At 68.6% G+C, this 20,780-nt stretch carries 20 protein-coding genes and 1 tRNA gene; 16 read left to right on the top strand and 5 right to left on the bottom strand.

The genetic code is table 11. From position 1 onward, the window contains the following. The first annotated feature begins 45 nt into the window (after window positions 1-45). Entirely contained in the window at window positions 46-996 is a 951-nt protein-coding gene (locus tag ABIE21_RS09395; protein WP_354024562.1) for a hypothetical protein, read from the top strand. Between the two features lie 210 nt (window positions 997-1,206). On the opposite strand, the gene ABIE21_RS09390 is transcribed toward ABIE21_RS09395, so the two are convergent. Next, the gene (locus ABIE21_RS09390) at window positions 1,207-1,773 is read right to left on the bottom strand and encodes a molybdenum cofactor biosysynthesis protein (protein ID WP_354024561.1); all 567 of its coding nucleotides are present in this window, start codon (window positions 1,771-1,773) and stop codon (window positions 1,207-1,209) included. A 53-nt stretch (window positions 1,774-1,826) separates the two neighbouring features. On the opposite strand from ABIE21_RS09390, the gene ABIE21_RS09385 reads away from it, so the two are divergent. After that, window positions 1,827-3,629, top strand: a complete 1,803-nt coding sequence (locus ABIE21_RS09385) for an ABC-F family ATP-binding cassette domain-containing protein (RefSeq protein ID WP_354024560.1) — start codon at window positions 1,827-1,829, stop codon at window positions 3,627-3,629. Window positions 3,630-3,713: 84 nt separating this feature from the next. Here ABIE21_RS09385 and ABIE21_RS09380 read toward each other — a convergent pair whose 3' ends face one another. Continuing rightward, window positions 3,714-4,205, bottom strand: a complete 492-nt coding sequence (locus ABIE21_RS09380) for a MarR family winged helix-turn-helix transcriptional regulator (RefSeq protein WP_354024559.1) — start codon at window positions 4,203-4,205, stop codon at window positions 3,714-3,716. A gap of 91 nt (window positions 4,206-4,296) precedes the next feature. Here ABIE21_RS09380 and ABIE21_RS09375 point away from each other — a divergent pair. The 3 genes from ABIE21_RS09375 to ABIE21_RS09365 all read left to right on the top strand — a co-directional run bounded on the left by ABIE21_RS09375 (window position 4,297) and on the right by ABIE21_RS09365 (window position 7,013). Beyond that, a tRNA-Gln gene (locus ABIE21_RS09375) sits at window positions 4,297-4,368 on the top strand. Between the two features lie 170 nt (window positions 4,369-4,538). Beyond that, window positions 4,539-5,972, top strand: a complete 1,434-nt coding sequence (glmU, locus tag ABIE21_RS09370) for a bifunctional UDP-N-acetylglucosamine diphosphorylase/glucosamine-1-phosphate N-acetyltransferase GlmU (RefSeq protein ID WP_354024558.1) — start codon at window positions 4,539-4,541, stop codon at window positions 5,970-5,972. A gap of 33 nt (window positions 5,973-6,005) precedes the next feature. Continuing rightward, entirely contained in the window at window positions 6,006-7,013 is a 1,008-nt protein-coding gene (locus ABIE21_RS09365; RefSeq protein ID WP_436232325.1) for a ribose-phosphate diphosphokinase, read from the top strand. Between the two features lie 202 nt (window positions 7,014-7,215). Here ABIE21_RS09365 and ABIE21_RS09360 read toward each other — a convergent pair whose 3' ends face one another. Then, complete coding sequence (locus ABIE21_RS09360; protein WP_354024557.1) at window positions 7,216-7,581, bottom strand: hypothetical protein; 366 nt, start codon at window positions 7,579-7,581, stop codon at window positions 7,216-7,218. Between the two features lie 56 nt (window positions 7,582-7,637). On the opposite strand from ABIE21_RS09360, the gene ABIE21_RS09355 reads away from it, so the two are divergent. Further along, window positions 7,638-9,098, top strand: a complete 1,461-nt coding sequence (locus ABIE21_RS09355; RefSeq protein ID WP_354024556.1) for a CoA transferase — start codon at window positions 7,638-7,640, stop codon at window positions 9,096-9,098. 10 nt (window positions 9,099-9,108) lie between these two features. On the opposite strand, the gene gndA is transcribed toward ABIE21_RS09355, so the two are convergent. Together gndA and ABIE21_RS09345 are read right to left on the bottom strand one after the other, a co-directional pair. Next, entirely contained in the window at window positions 9,109-10,566 is a 1,458-nt protein-coding gene (gene gndA, locus ABIE21_RS09350; protein ID WP_354024555.1) for an NADP-dependent phosphogluconate dehydrogenase, read from the bottom strand. A 104-nt stretch (window positions 10,567-10,670) separates the two neighbouring features. Then, the gene (locus ABIE21_RS09345) at window positions 10,671-11,459 is read right to left on the bottom strand and encodes a FadR/GntR family transcriptional regulator (protein WP_354024554.1); all 789 of its coding nucleotides are present in this window, start codon (window positions 11,457-11,459) and stop codon (window positions 10,671-10,673) included. A 135-nt stretch (window positions 11,460-11,594) separates the two neighbouring features. Between ABIE21_RS09345 and ABIE21_RS09340 the strand changes: the two genes are divergently transcribed. From ABIE21_RS09340 to pth, 10 genes are all read left to right on the top strand, one after another. Further along, complete coding sequence (locus ABIE21_RS09340; protein WP_354024553.1) at window positions 11,595-12,890, top strand: ABC transporter substrate-binding protein; 1,296 nt, start codon at window positions 11,595-11,597, stop codon at window positions 12,888-12,890. 80 nt (window positions 12,891-12,970) lie between these two features. Next, window positions 12,971-13,894 (top strand): carbohydrate ABC transporter permease, encoded by a 924-nt coding sequence (locus tag ABIE21_RS09335; RefSeq protein WP_354024552.1) that lies wholly within the window; start codon window positions 12,971-12,973, stop codon window positions 13,892-13,894. After that, complete coding sequence (locus ABIE21_RS09330) at window positions 13,891-14,763, top strand: carbohydrate ABC transporter permease (protein ID WP_354024551.1); 873 nt, start codon at window positions 13,891-13,893, stop codon at window positions 14,761-14,763. The genes ABIE21_RS09335 and ABIE21_RS09330 overlap by 4 nt, the downstream gene beginning before the upstream one ends. A gap of 5 nt (window positions 14,764-14,768) precedes the next feature. Further along, a complete protein-coding gene (locus tag ABIE21_RS09325; RefSeq protein ID WP_354024550.1) occupies window positions 14,769-15,293 on the top strand; it encodes a gluconokinase in 525 nt (174 codons plus the stop codon). Next, window positions 15,283-16,428, top strand: a complete 1,146-nt coding sequence (dgoD, locus tag ABIE21_RS09320; RefSeq protein WP_354024549.1) for a galactonate dehydratase — start codon at window positions 15,283-15,285, stop codon at window positions 16,426-16,428. The genes ABIE21_RS09325 and dgoD overlap by 11 nt, the downstream gene beginning before the upstream one ends. Before the next feature lie 8 nt (window positions 16,429-16,436). Then, window positions 16,437-17,075, top strand: a complete 639-nt coding sequence (locus tag ABIE21_RS09315) for a bifunctional 4-hydroxy-2-oxoglutarate aldolase/2-dehydro-3-deoxy-phosphogluconate aldolase (RefSeq protein ID WP_354024548.1) — start codon at window positions 16,437-16,439, stop codon at window positions 17,073-17,075. Window position 17,076: 1 nt separating this feature from the next. Continuing rightward, a complete protein-coding gene (locus ABIE21_RS09310; protein ID WP_354024547.1) occupies window positions 17,077-18,027 on the top strand; it encodes a sugar kinase in 951 nt (316 codons plus the stop codon). A 41-nt stretch (window positions 18,028-18,068) separates the two neighbouring features. Continuing rightward, the gene (gene manD / locus ABIE21_RS09305; RefSeq protein WP_354024546.1) at window positions 18,069-19,307 is read left to right on the top strand and encodes a D-mannonate dehydratase ManD; all 1,239 of its coding nucleotides are present in this window, start codon (window positions 18,069-18,071) and stop codon (window positions 19,305-19,307) included. A 180-nt stretch (window positions 19,308-19,487) separates the two neighbouring features. Continuing rightward, complete coding sequence (locus ABIE21_RS09300; protein ID WP_354024545.1) at window positions 19,488-20,099, top strand: 50S ribosomal protein L25/general stress protein Ctc; 612 nt, start codon at window positions 19,488-19,490, stop codon at window positions 20,097-20,099. Between the two features lie 14 nt (window positions 20,100-20,113). Then, a complete protein-coding gene (gene pth, locus ABIE21_RS09295; protein ID WP_354025147.1) occupies window positions 20,114-20,707 on the top strand; it encodes an aminoacyl-tRNA hydrolase in 594 nt (197 codons plus the stop codon). Window positions 20,708-20,780 lie beyond the last annotated feature (73 nt).

Below are 20,780 nucleotides of genomic sequence, written 5' to 3'. Positions count from 1 at the left end.
TGGACGATCTCCGCTCGATCGACCGCTTTCTGTTCAGATGAACGGATGCGACGAAGGTCTCGGCTTCCCAGCGGGCTCGGCCCGGAGTTCAGCGTGCGCGAGGCGCGCGGGGCCGGGGTCTCCCGGAGCAGGCTGCGCGCATCCGACCTCCGCAGCTCGTTTCGCGGTGCCCGTTCGATCGCACGCGCCACGTCACCGTCGAACGAATCCGGCGCAGATTTCTTCGCTCGGCAACGGGAGGAACTGCTCCAACGGTGCCGCGACTACCTCCCGGTCGCACCGACGCGATTCCGGTTCTCCGGTGTCACCGCGGCCATGGTCTACGGGGTCCCGCTCCCGCGGGCGATCAGCCGGATCGAGACTCTAGAGGTCGCTGTCGCCGCTGGTGCACAGCGCCCCCGCCGTCGTGGCATCGTCGGGCGTCGACTGGCGGTCGTGCCACCACCGGTCGTCCGTCACGGACTTCCCCTTCTGCCGCCCGAACAGGTCTGGCTGCAGCTGGCCGGTGTGCTTACGCTCGACGAGCTCATCATCGCGGGCGACTATCTGGTGCGACGGAAGCGGGCGGACACCTCGGTCGAGCGACTCGTGGCGGAGGTGGCGATCTCAACGGGAAACCATGGCACCAAGCTGGCTCGGCTTGCCCTTCGAGACATTCGTGCTGGCACGGACTCGCCGAAGGAGACGGAACTTCGGCTGCTCATCGTGCGTGCCGGCCTCCCCGAGCCGGTCATCGGCCATCGAATCGCGGACGCGGACGGCTACTTCGTCGGCGTGCCCGACCTCGCCTACGTCGAGGAGCGCATCGCGATCGACTACGACGGGGAGGTTCACCGAACCGATGAGAGCGTGTTCCTCGACGACATCGAGCGTCGCGAGCGATTCGAAGACGCAGAGTGGAGGTACGTGCGCGTGGCAAAGAACCACTTGAAGTCTCCCGGCACCCTGCTGGGACGAATTGCCCACTATCTGAGGGTGCGTTCGCCGGGAGGGTGAGTCGACGATGCTGAACAGCCGGGCGCCCTCGGGGACTTGGGTTGGCTGGGTGGCCAGTTCAGCAGGGTTCGACTGTGCGAATGAGACCACAACTGGCCACTCAGGTTGACGCGCTTGCCGGCCGCACTGTGGGTGGCCAGTTCGGCACCCCTCCGGGACGGGATTGCCGCCATAAGTGGCCACCCAGCGTCGAGGCGGCGTCGCCGCCGGTCAGGCCTCCGCGACGACGAGCGTCGCCGGCCCGAGCGCCAGGAACCCCGAGCTCAGCGGCTCGCACCGCACACCGCCGCGTCCGCGCAGCGCCTGGTGCGCGCCGGGCGCGAGAACTACGTTCATCCACGCGCACGGGCTCGCCGGCCTGTGGCCCTGAAACTCCACGGGCCCGTCGCCGCTGTCGAGGCTGAACCGCCTGCCGCGCAGCTCGTCGACCGGGAAACCGCGCAGCATGACGTTGCGACGTGTGGCCGCGGCATCCGGAATCCGCCCCAGCTCGAGAACCGACGCCACGTGGTCGAGAGACCCCGTCGCCATCAGAGTGACGGATGCCTGTCGGTGTGCGACCTTCGCGTAGTAACGGTCGCCGACCACGCCGAGCCCGGCGCGGATCTCGATGCGCGCGTGCGTCTCGGGCACCGTGGAGGGCAGCGGGCCGTCGGCCGGCCGGCCCTCGTAACGCGAGAGCGGCGAGGCCAGCAGCAGCTCGACGGAGACCTCGAACGTCCTCCCTCGCAGGCTCGGTCGGGACTGGGGTCGCGAAATCGCTGACGCGATTTCCATAGCTCCACCGTCCACACAGAAAGGCTACGTGCGCTACCGATAAACTAGGTCGAATGGCCCATCTTCTCGGAGCAGAATCCCTCCATCTCGAATATCCGACCCGCGTCATCTTCGACGACGTAACCATCGGAATCGACGAGGGCCAGCGAATCGGCGTCGTCGGCCGCAACGGTGACGGCAAGTCCACACTGCTGCGCCTGCTCGCCGGCCGCATCGAACCCGACGAGGGCCGCGTCACGCGCCGCGGCGGCATCACGCTCGGCATGCTCGACCAGGCCGACACGCTTCCCGACGAGCTGACCGTGGCCGAGGCCATCGTCGGCGACCGTCCCGAGTACGAGTGGGCGGGCGACCCTCGCGTGCGCGACGTCATCTCCGGACTCGTCGGCGGCATCCCCTGGGAGGCCCGCATGGGCGAGCTCTCCGGTGGGCAGCGCCGCCGCGTCGGACTCGCGGCCCTGCTCGTCGGCGACTGGGACATCATCTTCCTCGACGAGCCCACCAACCACCTCGACGTCGAGGGCATCGCCTGGCTCGCCGAGCACCTCAAGCGCCGCTGGGCGACGAACTCCGGCGGGCTCATGGTCGTGACTCACGACCGGTGGTTCCTCGACGAGGTCTGCACCGACACCTGGGAGGTGCACGACAGGATCATCGAGCCCTTCGAGGGCGGATACGCGGCGTACATCCTGCAACGCGTCGAACGCGACCGCTCGGCGGCCGCCTCCGAGTCGAAGCGCCAGAACCTCATGCGCAAGGAGCTCGCCTGGCTCGGCCGCGGCGCCCCGGCCCGCAGCACGAAGCCCAAGTTCCGCATCGACGCCGCGAACGAGCTCATCGCCAACGAGCCGCCGCCCCGCGACAAGGTCACCCTCGCGTCGATGGCTATGCAGCGCCTCGGCAAAGACGTCGTCGACCTCGAGAACGTCTACGTGTCGTACCCCGACAAGACCACCGGCACCACCAAAGAGGTGCTGAAGGATGTCACGTGGCGGATCGCCCCCGGAGAGCGCACCGGCATCCTCGGCATCAACGGCGCCGGAAAGTCGACGCTGCTCAGCCTCGTCGCCGGAAGCCTGCAGCCCACCGCGGGCAAGATCAAGCGCGGCAAGACGATCAAGGTCGCGACCCTCACGCAGCAGCTCGGCGAGCTCGAGGACATCTGGGAAGACCGAGTCAGCGAGGTCCTCGGGCGCCAGAAGAGCTCGTACGTGGCCGGCGGCAAGGAGATGACGCCGACCCAGCTGCTCGAACGCGTCGGCTTCGCGAGCGCCCAGCTGTCCACCCGGGTGCGCGAGCTCTCCGGAGGTCAGAAGCGCCGCCTGCAGCTGCTGCTCATCATCCTCGACGAGCCGAACGTGCTCATCCTCGACGAGCCCACCAACGACCTCGACACCGACATGCTCGCCGCCATCGAGGACCTGCTCGACTCCTACCCGGGCACGTTGCTCGTCGTGAGCCACGACCGGTACCTGCTCGAGCGCGTCACCGACCAGCAGTACGCCGTGCTCGACGGCGGGATGCGACACCTCCCGCGCGGGGTCGACCAGTACCTCGAGATCAGGCTCGCGCAGCAGAAGGCGGATGCCGCCCCCGCGGCGAGCAGCAAGGCCCCGGCCAAGACGCCCAAGCTGGGCGGCGCCGAGCTGCGCAACGCCCAGAAGGAGTTCGCCGCCGCAGAGCGCAAGCTCGCCAAGATGAACGCCCAGATCGCGACGCTGCACGAGAAGATGGCGGTTCACGACCAGAGCGACTACACCGGGCTCGGCGGAATCACGACCGAGATCCAGGGGCTCGAGTCGCAGATCGCGACGCTCGAGACGCGCTGGCTCGAGCTGGAGGACCTGCTCAACTAGGCCGGCGGGTGATCTACCCTTCGCAGGCTCAGTCGGCGCTGGGGTCGCGAAATCGCTGGCGCGATTTCCATAGCTCCACCGCGCTCAGTCGAAGTCGAGGCTCAGCTTGCGCAGCAGTATCGCGAGGCGCTCCTGGTCGAGCGGCGAGAGGGCGTCGAGCAGCTCGGCCTCCGCGGTGACGAGTTGCGCGATCGCCGCATCCACCCTCTCGGTTCCCAGCGGGGTCATCACGACCAGGATCCCTCGGCCGTCGTTGGGGTCGGTGCGGCGCTCGACGAGGGTGCGCTGAACGAGCCGGTCGATGCGGTTCGTCATGGTGCCGCTCGACACGAGCGTCTGCTGCAACAGCGACTTCGGGCTCAGCTGGTACGGGGCGCCCGCGCGGCGCAGCGCCGAGAGCACGTCGAACTCCCACGACTCGAGATCGGATGCCGCGAACGCCGTGCGCCGGGCCCGGTCGAGGTGGCGGGCGAGGCGCCCGACACGGCTGAGCACCTGCAGCGGGGTGAAGTCGAGGTCCGGGCGTTCCCTCGTCCACGCATCGACGATCCGGTCGACTTCGTCGCTAGTGGGCATTGACCTATTATCTGGTGTTCGGGCAGCGGGCGTCTCTGGCGGCGTCACGATCTGGCAGAATTGGGGAGCGCGCCGGTCTGGCCGTGCGCGATCCGCCTTAGTGTAATGGCAGCACGACAGCCTTTGGAGCTGTTCGGTCTAGGTTCGAATCCTGGAGGCGGAGCCCAGCCCGACCATCCGCCTCGGTGCGCATCTCCGCTGCCTTGCGCTACACCTCGGGACAACCGCTACAGCGCGCGCTGTAGCGGTCGTCCCGAACTGGAGCGCAAGCACCCCTTCCGCCGACGGCCGGGCGAGCGCCGGCACTCGGCCCGCATGCGGCAGAATAAACGCATGACTGACGCCCAGCTCGCCGTAATCGTTCTCGCCGCCGGTCAGGGAACGCGCATGAAGTCCTCCCGGCCGAAGATCCTGCACGAGATCGCGGGCCGCCCGCTCATCGGGCACGTGCTCGGCACGGTGCACGCGCTCGCGCCGGCGCACATCCTCGCGGTCGTCCGTCACGAACGCGACGCCGTCTCGGCCATGATCACCGGCTTCAGCCCCGACGTCGTGATCGTCGACCAGGACGACGTGCCCGGCACCGGTCGCGCCGTCGAGGTCGCGCTCGACGCCCTCCCCGCCGACTTCGCCGGCGACGTCGTGATCGTCAGCGGCGACGTGCCGCTGCTCGACGCCGACACGCTGGCCGAGCTGCTCGCCGCCCACCGCGCCGACCGCGCCGCCGCCACACTGCTCTCCGCGATCCTCGACGACGCCACCGGCTACGGGCGCGTCGTGCGCGACGTGAACGGGTCGCTCGACCGCATCGCCGAGCAGAAGGATGCCTCGGCCGACGAACTCGCCATCACCGAGATCAACTCCGGCACCTATGTCTTCGGTGTCGCGGCCCTGCGCGAGCAGCTGGCACTCGTCGGCACCGACAACGCACAGAACGAGAAGTACCTCACCGACGTGGTCGGCCTGCTGCGCGCCACCGGCGCCACCATGGGCGCCCTCGCCGTGACCGAGCCGTGGCGCGTCGCCGGGGTCAACGACCGCGTGCAGCTCGGCGAGGCCGGCATCCGCCTCAACCAGCTCATCGTCGCCGCCCACCAGCGCGCCGGCGTCACCATCCAGGACCCGGCGACGACCTGGATCGACAGCGACGTCGTGATCGCCCCCGACGTCGAGATCCTCCCCGGCACCCAGCTCAAGGGCGCGACCAAGATCGACACCGGCGCCCGCGTCGGCCCGGACACCACCCTCGTCGACTGCGAGATCGGCGAGAACGCCACCGTCACCCGCACCGACGGAACTCTCGCCGTGATCGGCGCGGGCGCATCCGTCGGCCCCTTCGCCTATCTGCGCCCCAACACGATCCTCGGGGTGAAGGGCAAGATCGGAACCTTCGTCGAGACGAAGAACTCCACCATCGGCGACGGCAGCAAGGTGCCGCATCTCAGCTACATCGGCGACACCACGGTGGGCGTCGAGTCCAACGTCGGCGCGGGAACCATCACCGCGAACTACGACGGAGTCAACAAGCACAAGACCGTCGTTGGGTCCCATGTGCGCACCGGGTCGCACAACGTGTTCGTCGCCCCGGTTACAATTGGCGACGGAGCCTATTCGGGTGCCGGCACGGTCGTCCGCAAGGACATCCCGGCCGGTGCGCTGGGATTGAACGTGGCTCCGCAACGCAACATCGAGGGCTGGGTCGAAGCGAATCGCGCGGGTACTGCAGCGGCCACAGCGGCCGCGGCGGCGTCAGAGCGCGACGAGTAGTTCAGGCTTCGCAGAACCAGTAGCCGGTCGAACATGACTGTGCAAGCCGAACAGAGAGCGGGAACCGTGTCCGAGATCAAGCAAACCGGACAGAAGAGACTCGTCATCGTCTCCGGTCGAGCGCACCCGCAGCTGGCTCTGGATGTCGCGTCCCACCTCGAGACGGACGTGGTGCACACCGACGCCCGCACCTTCGCGAACGGCGAGATCTACGCGCGGTACGACGAGAGCGTGCGCGGCGCCGACGTCTTCGTCATCCAGTCGATGCCGGCACCGCTCAACGAGCACGTGATGGAGTCGCTCATCATGGTCGACGCGCTCAAGCGTGCCTCGGTCAAGCGGATCACCGTCGTCGTGCCGTTCTATCCGTACGGCCGCCAAGACAAGAAGGGCCGCGGCCGCGAGCCGATCAGCGCTCGACTGATGGCCGACCTGTACAAGGCAGCCGGCGCCGACCGCATCATGAGCGTCGACCTGCACGCCGCGCAGATCCAAGGCTTCTTCGACGGCCCCGTCGACCACCTGTTCGCGATGCCGGTGCTGCTCGAGCACTTCAAGAAACTCGACCCGACCACTCTCACCGTCGTCTCTCCCGACATGGGCCGCGTGCGCGTCGCCGACATCTGGAGCGACAAGCTCGGCGCCCCGCTCGCCATCATCCACAAGCGCCGCGACCCGCTGGTTCCGAACCAGGTCTCGGTGCACGAGATCGTCGGAGAGGTCGAGGGCCGCGTCTGCCTCATCGTCGACGACCTGATCGACACCGGCCGCACCATCGCCAAGGCCGCGCAGGCGCTCAAGGAGGCGGGCGCCCTCGGCGTCATCGTCGCCGCGACGCACGCCGTGTTCTCCGACCCCGCGGTCGAGCTGCTGCAGAGCGAGTTCATCGACTCCGTAGTTGTCACCGACACCCTGCCGCTGCCGCCCGAGAAGCGCTTCCCGTCGCTGACCGTGCTGCCGATCGCTCCGTTGCTGGCCCGCGCGATCTACGAGGTCTTCGACGACGGCTCGGTCACCTCGATGTTCGACGGCGCCGCGTAGCCACTGCTTCGCTGTCCGCCGGTTGAGTGGCGCGCTCTGGCGCGCGCCCGCCGGTCGCGTTGCGCGCTCTGACGCGCGATCGAGACCTGTCGACGCGAGCCGTTTTCGGCCAGATGACTCGTTTTGGGTGGCGCATAGCTGCACGCGAGCCGAGGAAACGAGCCGTGGGGATGACCCGGAGGCGCGACCCGGGCGCGCGCTCCTACGCGTCGATGTCGGGCACGAGGGGGAGCCGCGGCGGTCCGGGGATCAGCCCGAGCGAGGCGATGTGCTCGTCGCCGCCGAAGGCGCCGTCCGAGTAGCACTCCCAGCCGATGCCGCCCGGTCCGAACACCTCGAAGCGAGCATCCGCCCCACTCTGCCCGGCGACCGAGTACGCGACCCACACCCCGCACGCGGACTGCGCCGACGACGCGGCCACGCTGAAGGTCGTCACGATGCCGGGCAGCACGAGGCCGACCAGGGCCAGCACGACGACGACGCGCATCATCATGACGGTGCGCTTGGATCGCAGGGGCTTTCCGTCGCCGGGCTCGTAGCCGTTCAGCTCGGGATGTTCGTCGGTCATCCTGCAATTCTCGCAGGCCGCTGTTCCGATGGTCGGCCGTTGCCTACAGTGGGCCCATGATCGACGACGCGCTGCTCGAGACGTTCACCGCGGCGCTCGGCGCCGAACCGGCTCCGGCGATGTTCACGGGCGAGTCGACGCTGACCTCCGCGTTCGCCGTCTCCGAGTTCGCGGCCGCCGCGATCGCCGCCGCGGGAGTCGCCGTCAGCGGTCTCGACGGGGCGATCGAAGGCCGGGCGGCCGAAGAGGGAGCGACCGAGGACGGGGCGACCGAAGTCGGGGCGCTCGCCGACGGCACGGCCGGGGTCACCGTCGACCGCGCCCTCGCCGACGCCTGGTTCGCGAGCGCGATCACCCCGGTGGGCTGGCAGGTCCCGTCGCCGTGGGACGCAGTCGCGGGCGACTACCAGAGCGCCGACGGCTGGATCCGGCTGCACACCAACGCGCTACGGCACAAGGCGGCCGCGCTCGGGGTGCTCGGCGTCGCGGCCGACCGCGAGCTCGTGGCGGCGGAGGTGGCCCGCTGGTCGGGCGAAGACCTCGAGGCCGCCGTCGTGTCGGCGGGCGGATGCGCGGCCGTCATGCGCAGCGCGGCGGAGTGGGCGGGGCATCCGCAGGGCGCGGCCGTGGCGAGCGAACCGCTCGTGCACTGGACGACGACGGATGCGGCCGAGCCCAGCCCGCACTGGAGGACGAGCCCGGGGCGACCGCTCGACGGCGTGCGCGTGCTCGACCTGACCCGGGTGATCGCCGGCCCGGTGGCGACGCGGTTCCTCGCGGGGCTCGGCGCCGACGTGCTGCGCGTCGACCCGCCCGACTGGCACGAGCCCGCGGTCGTCCCCGACATGACGCTCGGCAAACGGGCGACCCGCATCGACGCGACGACCACCGTGGGGCGCGACGCCCTCGAGCGGTTGATCGCCGGCGCCGACCTGCTCGTGCACGGCTACCGTCCGGGGGCGCTCGAGGCGCTCGTGCCGCTCGCACGCCGTCGTGTGCTGCGCCCCGGGCTCGTCGAGGTGTCGCTCGACGCCTACGGCTGGAGCGGACCGTGGGCCGGCCGCCGTGGCTTCGACAGCCTCGTGCAGATGTCGAGCGGCATCGCCGAGGCCGGCATGCGATGGGCGGATGCTTCGAAGCCCACTCCGTTGCCGGTGCAGGCCCTCGACCACGCGACCGGGTATCTCGCGGCCGCGGCCGCGGTCGTCGCGCTGGGGCGGGTGAGGCGCGAGGGCGTCGCGAGCTCGGCGCGGCTGTCGCTGGCGCGCACGGCGGTGGAGCTGGCGGCCGCGGTGCCTGAGCCTGTCGAAGAAACTGAGCCCGTCGAAGGGCCGCACTCGGAGCGGGCGCTTCGACAGGCTCAGCGACCGCAAGCGGCTCGGCGACCGGGGTCGACGCGCATCGACACCCCGTGGGGCCCGGCCGATGTGCTGCCGTCTCCGTTGGCTGTCGGCGGCACGCGGCTCAATTGGCAGCGCGGCCCGACGGAACTGGGTTCCGACGAGCCGCGCTGGTAGACCGAATCGCTCAGTGGCTGTCGACCGCCTGGATCTCGCTGCGGTCGCCGCTCCACAGCGTGTGGAACGTGCCTTCCTTGTCGACGCGCTTGTAGGTGTGCGCTCCGAAGAAGTCGCGCTGGCCCTGCACGAGCGCGGCCGGCAGGCGGTCGGCGCGGAGTCCGTCGTAGTACGACAGCGACGACGAGAACGCCGGTGCCGGGATCCCGGCCTTGGCCGCGTGCGCGACGACCTGGCGCCACGACTCCTGAGCGCCGGTGACGGCGGCGGTGAAGTACGGCGCCGTGATGAGGGCGACCAGCCCCGGGTCTTCGGCGTAGGCCTCGGTGATGCGGTTGAGGAACTGCGCGCGGATGATGCAGCCGCCGCGCCAGATAGTGGCGATGTCGCCCTTCTTGATGTCCCAGCCGTACTGCTCGGCGCCGGCGACGATGGCGTCGAAGCCCTGGCTGTAGGCCACGATCTTCGAGGCGTAGAGGGCGCGGCGCACGTCTTCGATGAACGCCTCGTTGTTGTCGACGCCCCAGGGCTCGGCCGGTCCGGGGAGGGCGGATGCCGCGGCGCGCTGCGCGGGCTTCGACGACAGGGAACGGGCGAACACGGCCTCGGCGATGCCCGAGACGGGGATGCCCAGGTCGAGGGCGTTCTGCACGGTCCAGACGCCGGTTCCCTTGGAGCCTGCCTGGTCGAGGATCAGGTCGACGAGGGGTGTTCCGGTCGAGGCATCCACCTGCTTGAGCACTTCAGCGGTGATCTCGATCAGGTAGCTCTCGAGTTCGCCCTTGTTCCACTCGGTGAAGACGTCGGCGATCTGCGCGGGGGAGTAGCCGGTGCCGCGGCGGATGAGGTCGTAGGCCTCGGCGATGAGCTGCATGTCGGCGTACTCGATGCCGTTGTGGATCATCTTGACGAAGTGGCCGGCGCCGTCGGTGCCGACGTGGGTCACGCAGGGGACGCCGTCGACGACCGCGGCGATGGAGGAGAGGATCGGGCCGAGGGTCTCGTAGGCCTCGGCGGATCCGCCGGGCATGATCGACGGGCCGAGCAGTGCGCCCTCCTCGCCGCCGGAGATGCCGGTGCCGACGAAGTTGATGCCGGTCTCGCGCACGGCCTTTTCGCGACGGATGGTGTCGGTGAACAGCGCGTTGCCGCCGTCGACGATGATGTCGCCGGGCTCGAAGACCGAGGTCAGCGCGTCGATCACGGCGTCGGTGCCGCGGCCGGCCTGCACCATGATGATCGCTGTGCGCGGCTTCGACAGCGACGCGGCGAACTCCTCGTAGGAGGACGCGGGGATGAACTCGGCCTCGGGGTGCTCGTCGAGAACCGTCTGGGTCTTCTCGAACGACCGGTTGAAGATCGCCACCGTGTTGCCCTCGCGGGAGGCCAGGTTACGGGCGAGGTTCGAGCCCATCACCGCCATACCCACTACGCCGATATTTGCCTGTGCGGTGCTTTCGCTGGCCACGATGTCTCCTTGATAGATCTGGGCTGGAACCCTCCAAGGTTAGTGCGCGTGCCGCGGGAGCCGCCCGGCGACGTAACAAACCTCACAGGCGATGCTCCGGGGCGTCAGGCGGTGGAGGTCGTGCCGTGCTGCAGGTTCTGGTCCCAGATCTGGCCCATCTCGCGGATCGTGCGGGTCATGATCCCGAGCATGGATGCGCCAGCGGCATCCGCGTTGCCGCTCTGAATCGCGTTCGCGACATCGACGTGCATCTGCAGGGCCTCGTCGTGCGGAAACTGCGGCATAAGGCCGTAGTTGGTGCGGCCGATCAGCACCTCGGAGACGAGGTTGTTGAGCCGCGTGAACATCTCGTTGCCGCTCATCTCCATCACCAGGGAGTGGAACTGGATGTCGAGGGTGAGGAATTCGTCCTGGTCGCCGCTGCGGCCCGCCGCCCAGAGCCGGCCGGCGAGACCCATCAGGTCGCTGGCCTGCGTGAGGGCTCCCCGGCTGGCGGCGAGCTTCGCGGCCTCCGGCTCGATCGCGGTGCGCAGCTGGGTGAGCGAGCGCAGCTGCGCGATGCGGCCGTGCCCGGCGAGGCGCCAGCGGATGACGCTGAGGTCGTAGACGTTCCACTCGCTCATCGGCAGCACGCGGTTGCCGACCCGGCGCTTGGACGTGACCATGCCCATCGCCTCGAGCGCGCGCAGGCTCTCGCGGATCACCGACCGCGACACCTGGTACTTGTTCTCGAGGGCCTCGGTCGTGAAGGTCGCACCGGCGGGCATGCGCCCCTCGCAGATGGCCTGACCGAGTTCGTCGAGCACCTGCGAGTGTAGGCCGGGGGCGTCGTGAGTGCGGGACGCGACGGAGCCGTGCAGGTGCGGAGGGCCGGTCACGTCGCTGTCGCTCACGGAGAAATCATACTCATGGATTCACGGCTATTGCATAAGTATGATCTTTGGAGATAATCTCTCTGACAAGACGGATGTAAAGATGCATCTGGCTGGGCCTTTCGTAACGACGCGTCGGCCCGGAATGGAGTCGACATGCAGCGCCACAGCACATTGCGAGTCGCCGGTATCGCCACCGCAGCGATTCTCGCCGCGACACTGGTCTCGTGCAGCAGTTCCTCTGAGCAGGAAGACGAAGGGTCGAAGACCCTCAACGTCACGCTCGCCAACCACGTCTGGACGGACATCGTCACGGCGTCCCTCCCCGCCTTCGAGGAGGAGACCGGCATCAAGGTCAACCTCACGCAGCTCGGCGAAGACCAGCTCAGCGACCAGTACAACGTCAAGCTCAACGCGGGCAGCGACGAGATCGACGTGATGATGTACCGCCCCCTCCAGGAGGGCAAGCTCTTCGCGCAGAACGGCTGGCTGGCCGACCTTACCGACTACACCGAGTCGAACGACGAGTGGGACTGGAGCGACTTCCAGAGCGGCCCCGTCGCATCCACGACCGTCGACGACGAGGTGGTCGGCGTTCCGACCATCACCGAGCGCGAGGTGCTCTACTACCGCAAGGACCTGCTCGAGGCCGCAGGTCTCGAGGTGCCGACCACGCTCGAGGAGCTCGAGTCGGCGGCCAAGACCATCAAAGACGCGAATCCCGGCACCGCCGGCTTCGTCGCCCGCACCGGTGTCGCCGCCGCCGTGACCCAGTTCTCCAGCTTCCTGCACAGCCAGGGCGGAGAGTGGATCGACGACGACGGCAACGCCGCGCTCGACACCAAGGAGTTCAAGTCGGCCGTCGAGCTGTACGGAAAGCTCATCCGCGAGTACGGACCGGCGAACGTCTCGACCGACATGAGCTGGCCCGAGGCCATGGCGATCTTCACGCAGGGTGGATCGGCCTTCTACACCGAGGCCGACAGCCTCTACAAGAACGCCACCGACCCGGCCAACTCCACCGTCTCCGAGACCGTCGGCTTCGCGCCGTTCCCCGCCGGCGACGACGGAGCGCGCCCGTACAACGTGCCGTCGTGGGCCCTCGGCATCTCGGCCGAGTCGCCCAACAGCGACAACGCCTGGAAGTTCATCGAGTACTTCACCAGCAAGGAGAAGGTGCTCGAGATCCAGAAGGAAGGCGTACCGGGACCCCGCGCGTCGGTCTGGGACGACGAGGCCGGAGTCGAGACCTACCCGACCGACCTCGCCGAGGCGATCAAGGCCTCGGCCGAGAACGGCGTCGGCTACGACCGCCCGCTCGTGGTCTCGGTTCCCGAGGCACGTGAGATCGTCGGCAAGCCCATCGTGGTGGCCATCACCGGCGGCGACGTCGACCAGGCCATCGACGACGCCCAGGCCGAGTTCCAGGCGTTCCTCGACGACGAGAAGTAGTCCGTCGGTTTCGCACTAGCTGATCGGGTGTGCCGGCCTCGCGAGGGGTCGGCACGTCCGCAGCACAGAAAGGTTTGCCGATGAGCACCGTCGCCATCCAGAAGCAGGGTCCCCGGGAGTCGTTCTCCCGCTGGGCCAACAAGCACCGCAAGTGGGTGTTCGCCGCCCCATCCATGATCTTCGTGTCCCTCCTCATCGCCTTCCCGGTGGGATGGACGCTGTACCTCAGCCTCACCGACGCCCGCGGATCGGTGCGGGCGGAGTCCGACTTCATCGGGCTCGAGAACTACGCCGACGTGCTCACCGATTTTGACCGGTTCTGGCCGGCCGTCGCCCGCACGGTCTACTTCACCGGGGGTGCGCTGCTGCTCGAGCTCACGCTCGGCATGATCATCGCCCTGCTGCTCTGGCGTCCGTTCCGCGGAGAGAAGTGGGTGCGCGTCGCCATCCTCCTCCCGCTGGTCGCGACCCCGGTCGCCGTCGGCATGATGTGGCGCCTCATCCTCGAGCCGAACATCGGCTTCGCCAACCAGGCGCTGGCATGGTTCGGCATCCCCGCCCAGCCGTTCCTCTCCGGCCAGGACACCGCGCTCACCACGCTGATGTTCATCGACGTGTGGCAGTGGACCCCCATGGTCGTGCTCATCCTGCTGGCCGGCCTCACATCGCTCAGCGACGAGCCCGACGAAGCCGCCCGCATGGACGGCGCGAACGCCTGGCAGCGCTTCTGGTTCGTGACCTTCCCGCTCATCCGCGTGACGTTCATCACGGCGATCCTGCTGCGCGGCATCGACGCCCTCAAGACCTTCGACATCCTCTACGCCACCAAGGGCAAGGGCGGCGGCTCGTTCCACGAGGTGGAGACGCTCAACGTCTACGCCTACGGACTCAGCTTCGACTACAACAAGTACGGCGAGTCATCCGCGGTTCTGATCGTCTTCTTCATGTTGATCATCGGCTGCATCTGGCTGCTCACCGCCCGCAGGAAGAAGGACAACTCGTGACCGCCACACTCGAGCGGGAGCAGCAGGCTGCCCCCATGGCTCCAATGCACCGCAAGACGAAGGTGCGCCCCTACAGCGTCTTCCGCGTCATCGCCCTGACCCTCATCGTGCTCACGTTCATCGCCCCGCTGGTGTGGATGTTCCTGGCGTCGCTGAAGACCAACGTCGACATCTACGACTCGTCGAAGGCGTTCATCTTCACGCCGACCCTCGACAACTACGACACCGTCTTCGGGCGCGCCAACTACTTCCAGTACATCCTCAACAGCTTCTGGATCGGGTTCGCCTCGACGGGGCTCTCGCTGATCCTCGGGGTACCGGCCGCCTACTCGATGAGCCGCTACGTGATGAAGAAGTCGGCGGCGGTCGTGCTGCTGGCCCGCATCATCCCCGGGGTCAGCCTGCTCGTGCCGTGGTACATCATCTTCTCGAACCTGCGCATGGTCGGCGGCTTCGAGGTGCTGATCCTCTCGCACATGTTCGTGTCGCTGCCGCTCGTGGTCTACATCATGATGTCGTTCTTCGACTCGCTGCCCCTCGAGCTCGAGGAGCAGGCGCAGGTCGACGGGCTCACACCGATCGGCGCGTTCCTACGGATCTCCCTGCCCCTCTCGGTGCCGGGCATCGCCACCGCCGCGATCCTGTCGTTCATCTTCTCGTGGAACAACTTCATGTTCGCGCTCGTGCTCTCCGGCGCCGAGACGAAGACACTGCCGGTGGCCATCTTCGACTTCGTCGCCTACGCGAGTATCGACTGGGGCGGTCTGATGGCCGCCGCCGTGGTCGTCACCGTGCCCATCATGGTGATCGCGCTGTTCACGCAGAAGTACATCGTCTCCGGCCTCACCGCCGGCGCCACCAAGGGATAGCCGCTATGAGCACCACCATTCCGCCCATCGTCGTCATGGGCGTGCAGGGCGCGGGCAAGTCGACCATCGGCACGTTGCTCGCGGGCAGGCTCGGCGTCGCGTTCGTCGACGGCGACCGGCTGCATTCGCCCGAGAACGTTGCGACGATGGCGGCGGGCAACGCCCTGACGGACGAGGCACGGGTTCCGTGGCTGAACTCCGTCGGTCACGTGCTCGCCGAGAACGGCGACACCGGCATCGTCGTCGCCTGCTCCGCGCTCAAGCGCTCCTACCGGGATCTGCTGCGCGAGCACGCCCCCGACCTGTTCGTGGTCTACCCCGAGGGCTCGATCGAGCTGATCTCCGCCCGCATCGGAGCCAGACAGCACGAGTTCATGCCCGCGGGGCTGCTGAGGTCGCAGTTCGACACGCTCGAGCCGCTGCAGGCAGACGAGCTCGGCGTCGCCGTCGACATCGCCCTGTCGCCCGACGAGATCATCGACGCCGTCGTCGCGATGCTCGACACGAAGGCCGAGCGTCATGCTCATTAGAACGGTCGAGACGTTCGCGGTCGCACCGCGCTGGCTGTTCGTGCGCATCGAGACCGACGACGGGATCGTGGGCTGGGGCGAGGGCTCGCTCGAGGGAAACTCGGGCATCGTGCGCACCGCCATCGCGCAGTTCGCCGAATACCTGGTGGGCAAAGACCCGTCGCGTATCGAGGACCACTGGCAGGTGCTCACCAAGGGCGGCTTCTACCGCGGGGGAGCGGTGCTCGCGAGCGCCGTCTCCGGCATCGACCAGGCCCTGTGGGACATCGCGGGCAAGGCGCTCGGCGTTCCCGTGCACCGTCTGCTGGGCGGCGCGGTGCGCGACCGCATCCGCGCCTACGGCTGGGTGGGCGGCGACGACCCCAACGAGGTGCGCGACCACATCGCCGAGCAGATGGCCGTCGGCCTCACCGCGGTGAAGATGAACGCGAGCGGGCGGATGACCCGCAATGGCAGCGTGTCGGAGATCGACGCCGTCGTGCAGCGGGTCGCCGCGGCCCGCGACGTGCTCGGCACCGACCGCGACGTCGCCGTCGACTTCCACGGGCGGTTCACCCTCGCGAGCGCCCGCCGGGTGGCGCCGCTGCTCGAGCCGTTCCACCCGTTCTTCCTCGAAGAACCGGTCGTGCCCGAGAACTCGCACCTCATCGGCGACTTCGTGCGCTCCACCACGATCCCGGTGGCCACGGGCGAGCGGCTGTACAGCCGGCAGGAGTTCTTGCCGGTGCTGCAGGCCGGCGTCGCCATCGCGCAGCCCGACCTGTCGCACGCCGGAGGCATCTCCGAGGTGAAGCGCATCGCGGCGCTCGCCGAGGTCTTCGACGTGCAGCTCGCACCGCACTGCCCGCTCGGCCCGATCGCGCTCGCCGCCTGCCTGCAGGTCGGCTTCTCGACGCCGAACTACCTGATCCAGGAGCAGAGCATCGGCATCCACTACAACAAGGGTGCCGAGGTGCTCGACTACGTCGTCGACACCGAGCCGCTGGCGTTCGTCGACGGGCACTTCGAGCTGCTCACGGCGCCCGGCCTCGGCATCGAGGTCGACGAGGCCGCCGTTCGCGCGGCCGACCTGCTGGGCAACGCCTGGCGTACCCCCGTGTGGCGTCACTCCGACGGCTCCTTCGCAGAATGGTAACCACTGACATGACACAGAGCTTTCTCGACGGATTGGCGGCGGACCGCCTGCTCGCCATCATCCGAGGGCAGAACGCCGAAGCATCCGTCGCCTCGGCCCTGACACTCATCGACGAGGGATTCCGCTATCTGGAGGTGTCGCTCAACACCGAGAACGCGCTCGACGTGATCGCGCGGGTGGTTCGCGAGGCGCCGGCCGACGTGCACATCGGCGCGGGCACGGTGCTCACCGTCGACGACGTTCGGCGGGTGCGCGACACCGGGGCCTCCTTCGCCGTCACCCCGGCGGTCGCGGCCAGCGTCGCCGAGAGCGCCCGACTCGGGTTTCCGGTGATCGCGGGGGCGCTGACCCCGACCGAGAGCGTGAGCGCGATGCTGCAGGGCGCGACCGCTATCAAGCTGTTCCCCGCGTCGATCGGCGGGCCGTCGTATCTGAAGGCGCTGCGCGACCCGTTGCCCGACGTGCCGTTCGTGGCTGTCGGAGGCGTGGACGTCGCCGCGGTCGAGGAGTACTTCACCGTCGGCGCGATCGCGGTGGGACTCGGCTCCCCGCTGCTCGGCGACGCGCCGTCCGGCGGCGACCTCGGTGCACTGCGCGAGCGTGCGCGGGAGTTCCAGGCCGCGGCGGCACCCTGGCGCGGACGCTGACATGGGCTTCGATGTCGTCACCTTCGGCGAGACGATGGGGTCGATCCGCGCCGCGGGGCTACTGCGTCACGGCGGCGCCATGTCGATGTCGCTCGGCGGCGCCGAGACCAACGTCGCCATCGGGCTGGCCAGGCTCGGGCACTCCGTGCGCTGGGGCGGCAGGCTCGGCTCAGACGACGTGGGGGCGTTCGCCCTGCGTACCCTCCGCTCCGAGGGTGTCGACACCGCGACGGTGAACCTCGACCCCGCCCGTGCGACGGGGCTACTGCTCATCGAGCGCCGGGTCGCCGACATCTCCCGCGTCGCCTACTACCGTGCGAACTCGGCCGGATCGGCCGTCTCGGTCTCCGACGTCGACGGCTCGTTCGACGCCTCGACGCGCGTGCTCCACCTCACCGGCATCACGCCTGCGCTCTCGCGCTCCGCCGCCGAGGCCACGCTCTGGGCGGCGAGCCGGGCGCGCGAGCTGGGCGTGCTCGTGAGTCTCGACGTCAACTACCGCGGGGCGCTGTGGGCTCGGGATGTCGCGGCCGTCACTCTGCGCCGGCTGGCCGCGCTCGCCGACGTGGTGTTCGCCTCCGACGACGAGCTCTACATGGTCGCGCCCGAATCAGGCGGCGACGAGCAGGCTGCGGTGCGCGCCCTGCTCGACGCCGGCGCCCAGCAGGTCGTCGTCACCCGCGGCGGCGACGGCGCATCCGCCTGGACGCTCGACGAGACCGCCGCCTGCGCCGCGCGCGAGGTGCGGGTCGTCGACACCATCGGCGCCGGAGACGCGTTTACCGCCGGCTACCTCTCCGCGCTGCTCGACGGGCTGCCGCTCGCCGCACGGCTCGACCGCGGTGCCGTTCTCGGTGCCTTCGCCGTCAGCGCGTCGGGCGACTGGGAGTCGCTCCCGCGTCGCGACGAGCTCGACCTCATCGACCACGTGGCCGGAGCCACGATCCGCTGAGCGGATCCGACACACGAACACCGAACTACAGGAGAACCCCCGTGAAGATCATCGCCGCCGACGTCATCGTGACCAGCCCGGACCGTAATTTCGTGACTTTGAAGCTGACGACCGACGACGGGTTGACCGGGTTGGGGGACGCGACGTTGAACGGGCGGGAGCTTTCGGTGGTGGCGTATCTGCGGGAGCATGTGGTGCCGCTTTTGATCGGTATCGACGCGCACCGGATCGAGGACACCTGGCAGTTCCTGTACCGCAGCGCGTACTGGCGGCGGGGTCCGGTGACGATGGCGGCGATCGCGGCGGTGGATGTGGCGCTGTGGGACATCAAGGCGAAGGCGGCGGGGATGCCGCTGTACCAGCTGCTCGGCGGGGCGTCGCGCACCGGGCTGCTCGCCTACGGGCACGCCTCGGGCAAGAGCAACGAGGAGCTGTTCGACAGTGTGCGGGAGCATCAGGAGCAGGGGTACAGGGCGATCCGGGTGCAGACCGGGGTACCGGGGCTGAAGTCGATCTACGGCATCGCCTCCAACGCCACCTTCGAGGCCAACACCGGTGTGCGCTACGACCACGAGCCCGCCCAGCGCGGGGCGAGGCCCGCGGAGGAGGACTGGGACACCCGGAGCTACCTCAGGCATGTGCCGACGGTGTTCGAGGCGGTCAGGAACGAGTTCGGGCCGGAGCTGCCGCTGCTGCACGACGGCCACCACCGGATGACCCCGATCCAGGCAGCGAAGCTCGGCAAGTCGCTGGAGCCGTACGACCTGTTCTGGCTCGAGGACGTCACCCCGGCGGAGAACCCGGAGGCGCTGCGCCTGGTGCGCCAGCACACCACCACCCCGCTGGCGATCGGGGAGATCTTCAACACCGTGTGGGACTACCAGCAGATCATCCGCGAACAGCTCATCGACTACGTCAGGAGCGCCGTCACCCACACCGGCGGCATCACCCATCTGAAGAAGATCCTCGACTACGCGTCCCAGTACCAGATCAAGTCGGGCATGCACGGGCCCACCGACATCTCACCCGTCGGCATGGCCGCCGCCATGCACTTAGGGCTCGCGATCCACAACTTCGGCATCCAGGAGTACATGCGCCACGGCGACAAGACCAACGCCGTGTTCCAGCAGTCGTTCACCTGGACCGACGGCATGCTCCACCCCGGGGACAAGCCCGGCATCGGCGTCGACCTCGACGTCGACGAGGCCGGCAGATACCCCTACGAGACCGCGTACCTGCCCTACAACCGCCTCGCCGACGGCACCGTCCACGACTGGTGACCTGCGGCGGCTCGTGTAAAGTAATCAGTTGTACTTCGGCGAGGGAACCCAGGCGGTTCCGTGATCGACGCGGTGGAGCGGGCATCGGCCATTCGGCCTCACGTCTTCCTCACGCTGACATATGCGTTCGAGTTGAAAATCTACGTGGGCCTCTGGCCGCGTTTCTTTAGGAGATAAATCATGGCTCAGGCCGAAATCAGCAACCACCTCGTCACGGAGCTCCGCGAGAGCTTCGGCAAGGGTGCGGCTCGCAAGATCCGCGCCGTCGGCAAGATCCCCGCCGTCATCTACGGCCATGGCACCGAGCCCCAGCACGTGACCCTCCCGGGTCACGAGGTCGGCCTCATCCTGCGCAAGTCGAACCAGATCCTCGAGCTCGACATCCAGGGCAAGATCCAGCTCGCGCTCGTCAAGGACGTGCAGAAGGACCCCGTTCGCCAGATCATCGAGCACATCGACCTCATCGTCGTGCGCAAGGGCGAGAAGGTCGTCATCGACGTCCCGATCCACCTCGAGGGCGAAGCCGCTCCCGGCACCACGGTCAACCAGGACGCGAACACCATCTCGCTCGAGGCCGAGGCCACCAACATCCCCGAGTCGGTCGTCGTTTCGATCGAGGGCGCAGAAGACGGCACCTCGATCCACGCCAAGGACCTCGTTCTCCCGAAGGGCTCGTCGCTCATCACCGACGAGGACACCCTCATCGTCGCGATCTCCATCGCCGCCGAGCAGGACCTGGGCGAAGAGGCTGAGGCTCCCGCAGCCGAAGAAGCCGCCCCGGCCGCCGAGTAACCAGGCAGTCACTGCTGGACGAGTACCCCTGGCTTGTAGTCGGGCTCGGTAACCCCGGGCCCGGCTACGCCGGGAACCGCCACAACGTGGGCCAGATGGCCCTCGACGAACTGGCGCGCCGAATCGGTGCGCCGTTCAAGTCGCAGAAGACGAACGCCACGGTCGCCGAAGGCAGGCTGAGCGGCCCCGGCCCTCGCCTCATCCTCGCGAAGCCCAACACGTACATGAACGTGTCGGGCGGGCCGGTCGCGGCCCTCCTGCGTTTCTACAAGCTCGACGTATCGAACCTCATCGTCCTGCATGACGAGCTCGACATCCCGTTCGACTCGATCAAGCTCAAGATCGGCGGAGGGCACGGCGGACACAACGGCGTGCGCGACATCGCCGCCGCGATCGGCAGCCCCGACTTCGTCCGTGTGCGCATCGGAATCGGCCGCCCTCCCGGACGCCAGCCCGCCGCGGACTTCGTGCTCAAGGACTTCTCCGGCGAGGAGAAGAAGACGCTCGCGAACCTGGTGTCGGATGCCGCGGACGCGGTCGAGCAGGTCACCCGCGAGAGTCTCACCGCGGCGCAGTTGCGCTTCCACACGGCGCCCAGCGGCGAGTAGTCGCGCGGCCGGGGCGGCCGCCCACCTTCGCGAGCGGCTTCGGCGAGATGACTCGGTTCCGGCCGCAAAGTCC

The sequence above is a fragment of the Conyzicola nivalis genome (genome assembly GCF_040548875.1).
In the GTDB taxonomy this organism is placed as follows: Bacteria; Actinomycetota; Actinomycetes; order Actinomycetales; family Microbacteriaceae; genus Conyzicola; species Conyzicola nivalis_A.
This window is presented reverse-complemented; position numbering and strand designations above follow the sequence as displayed.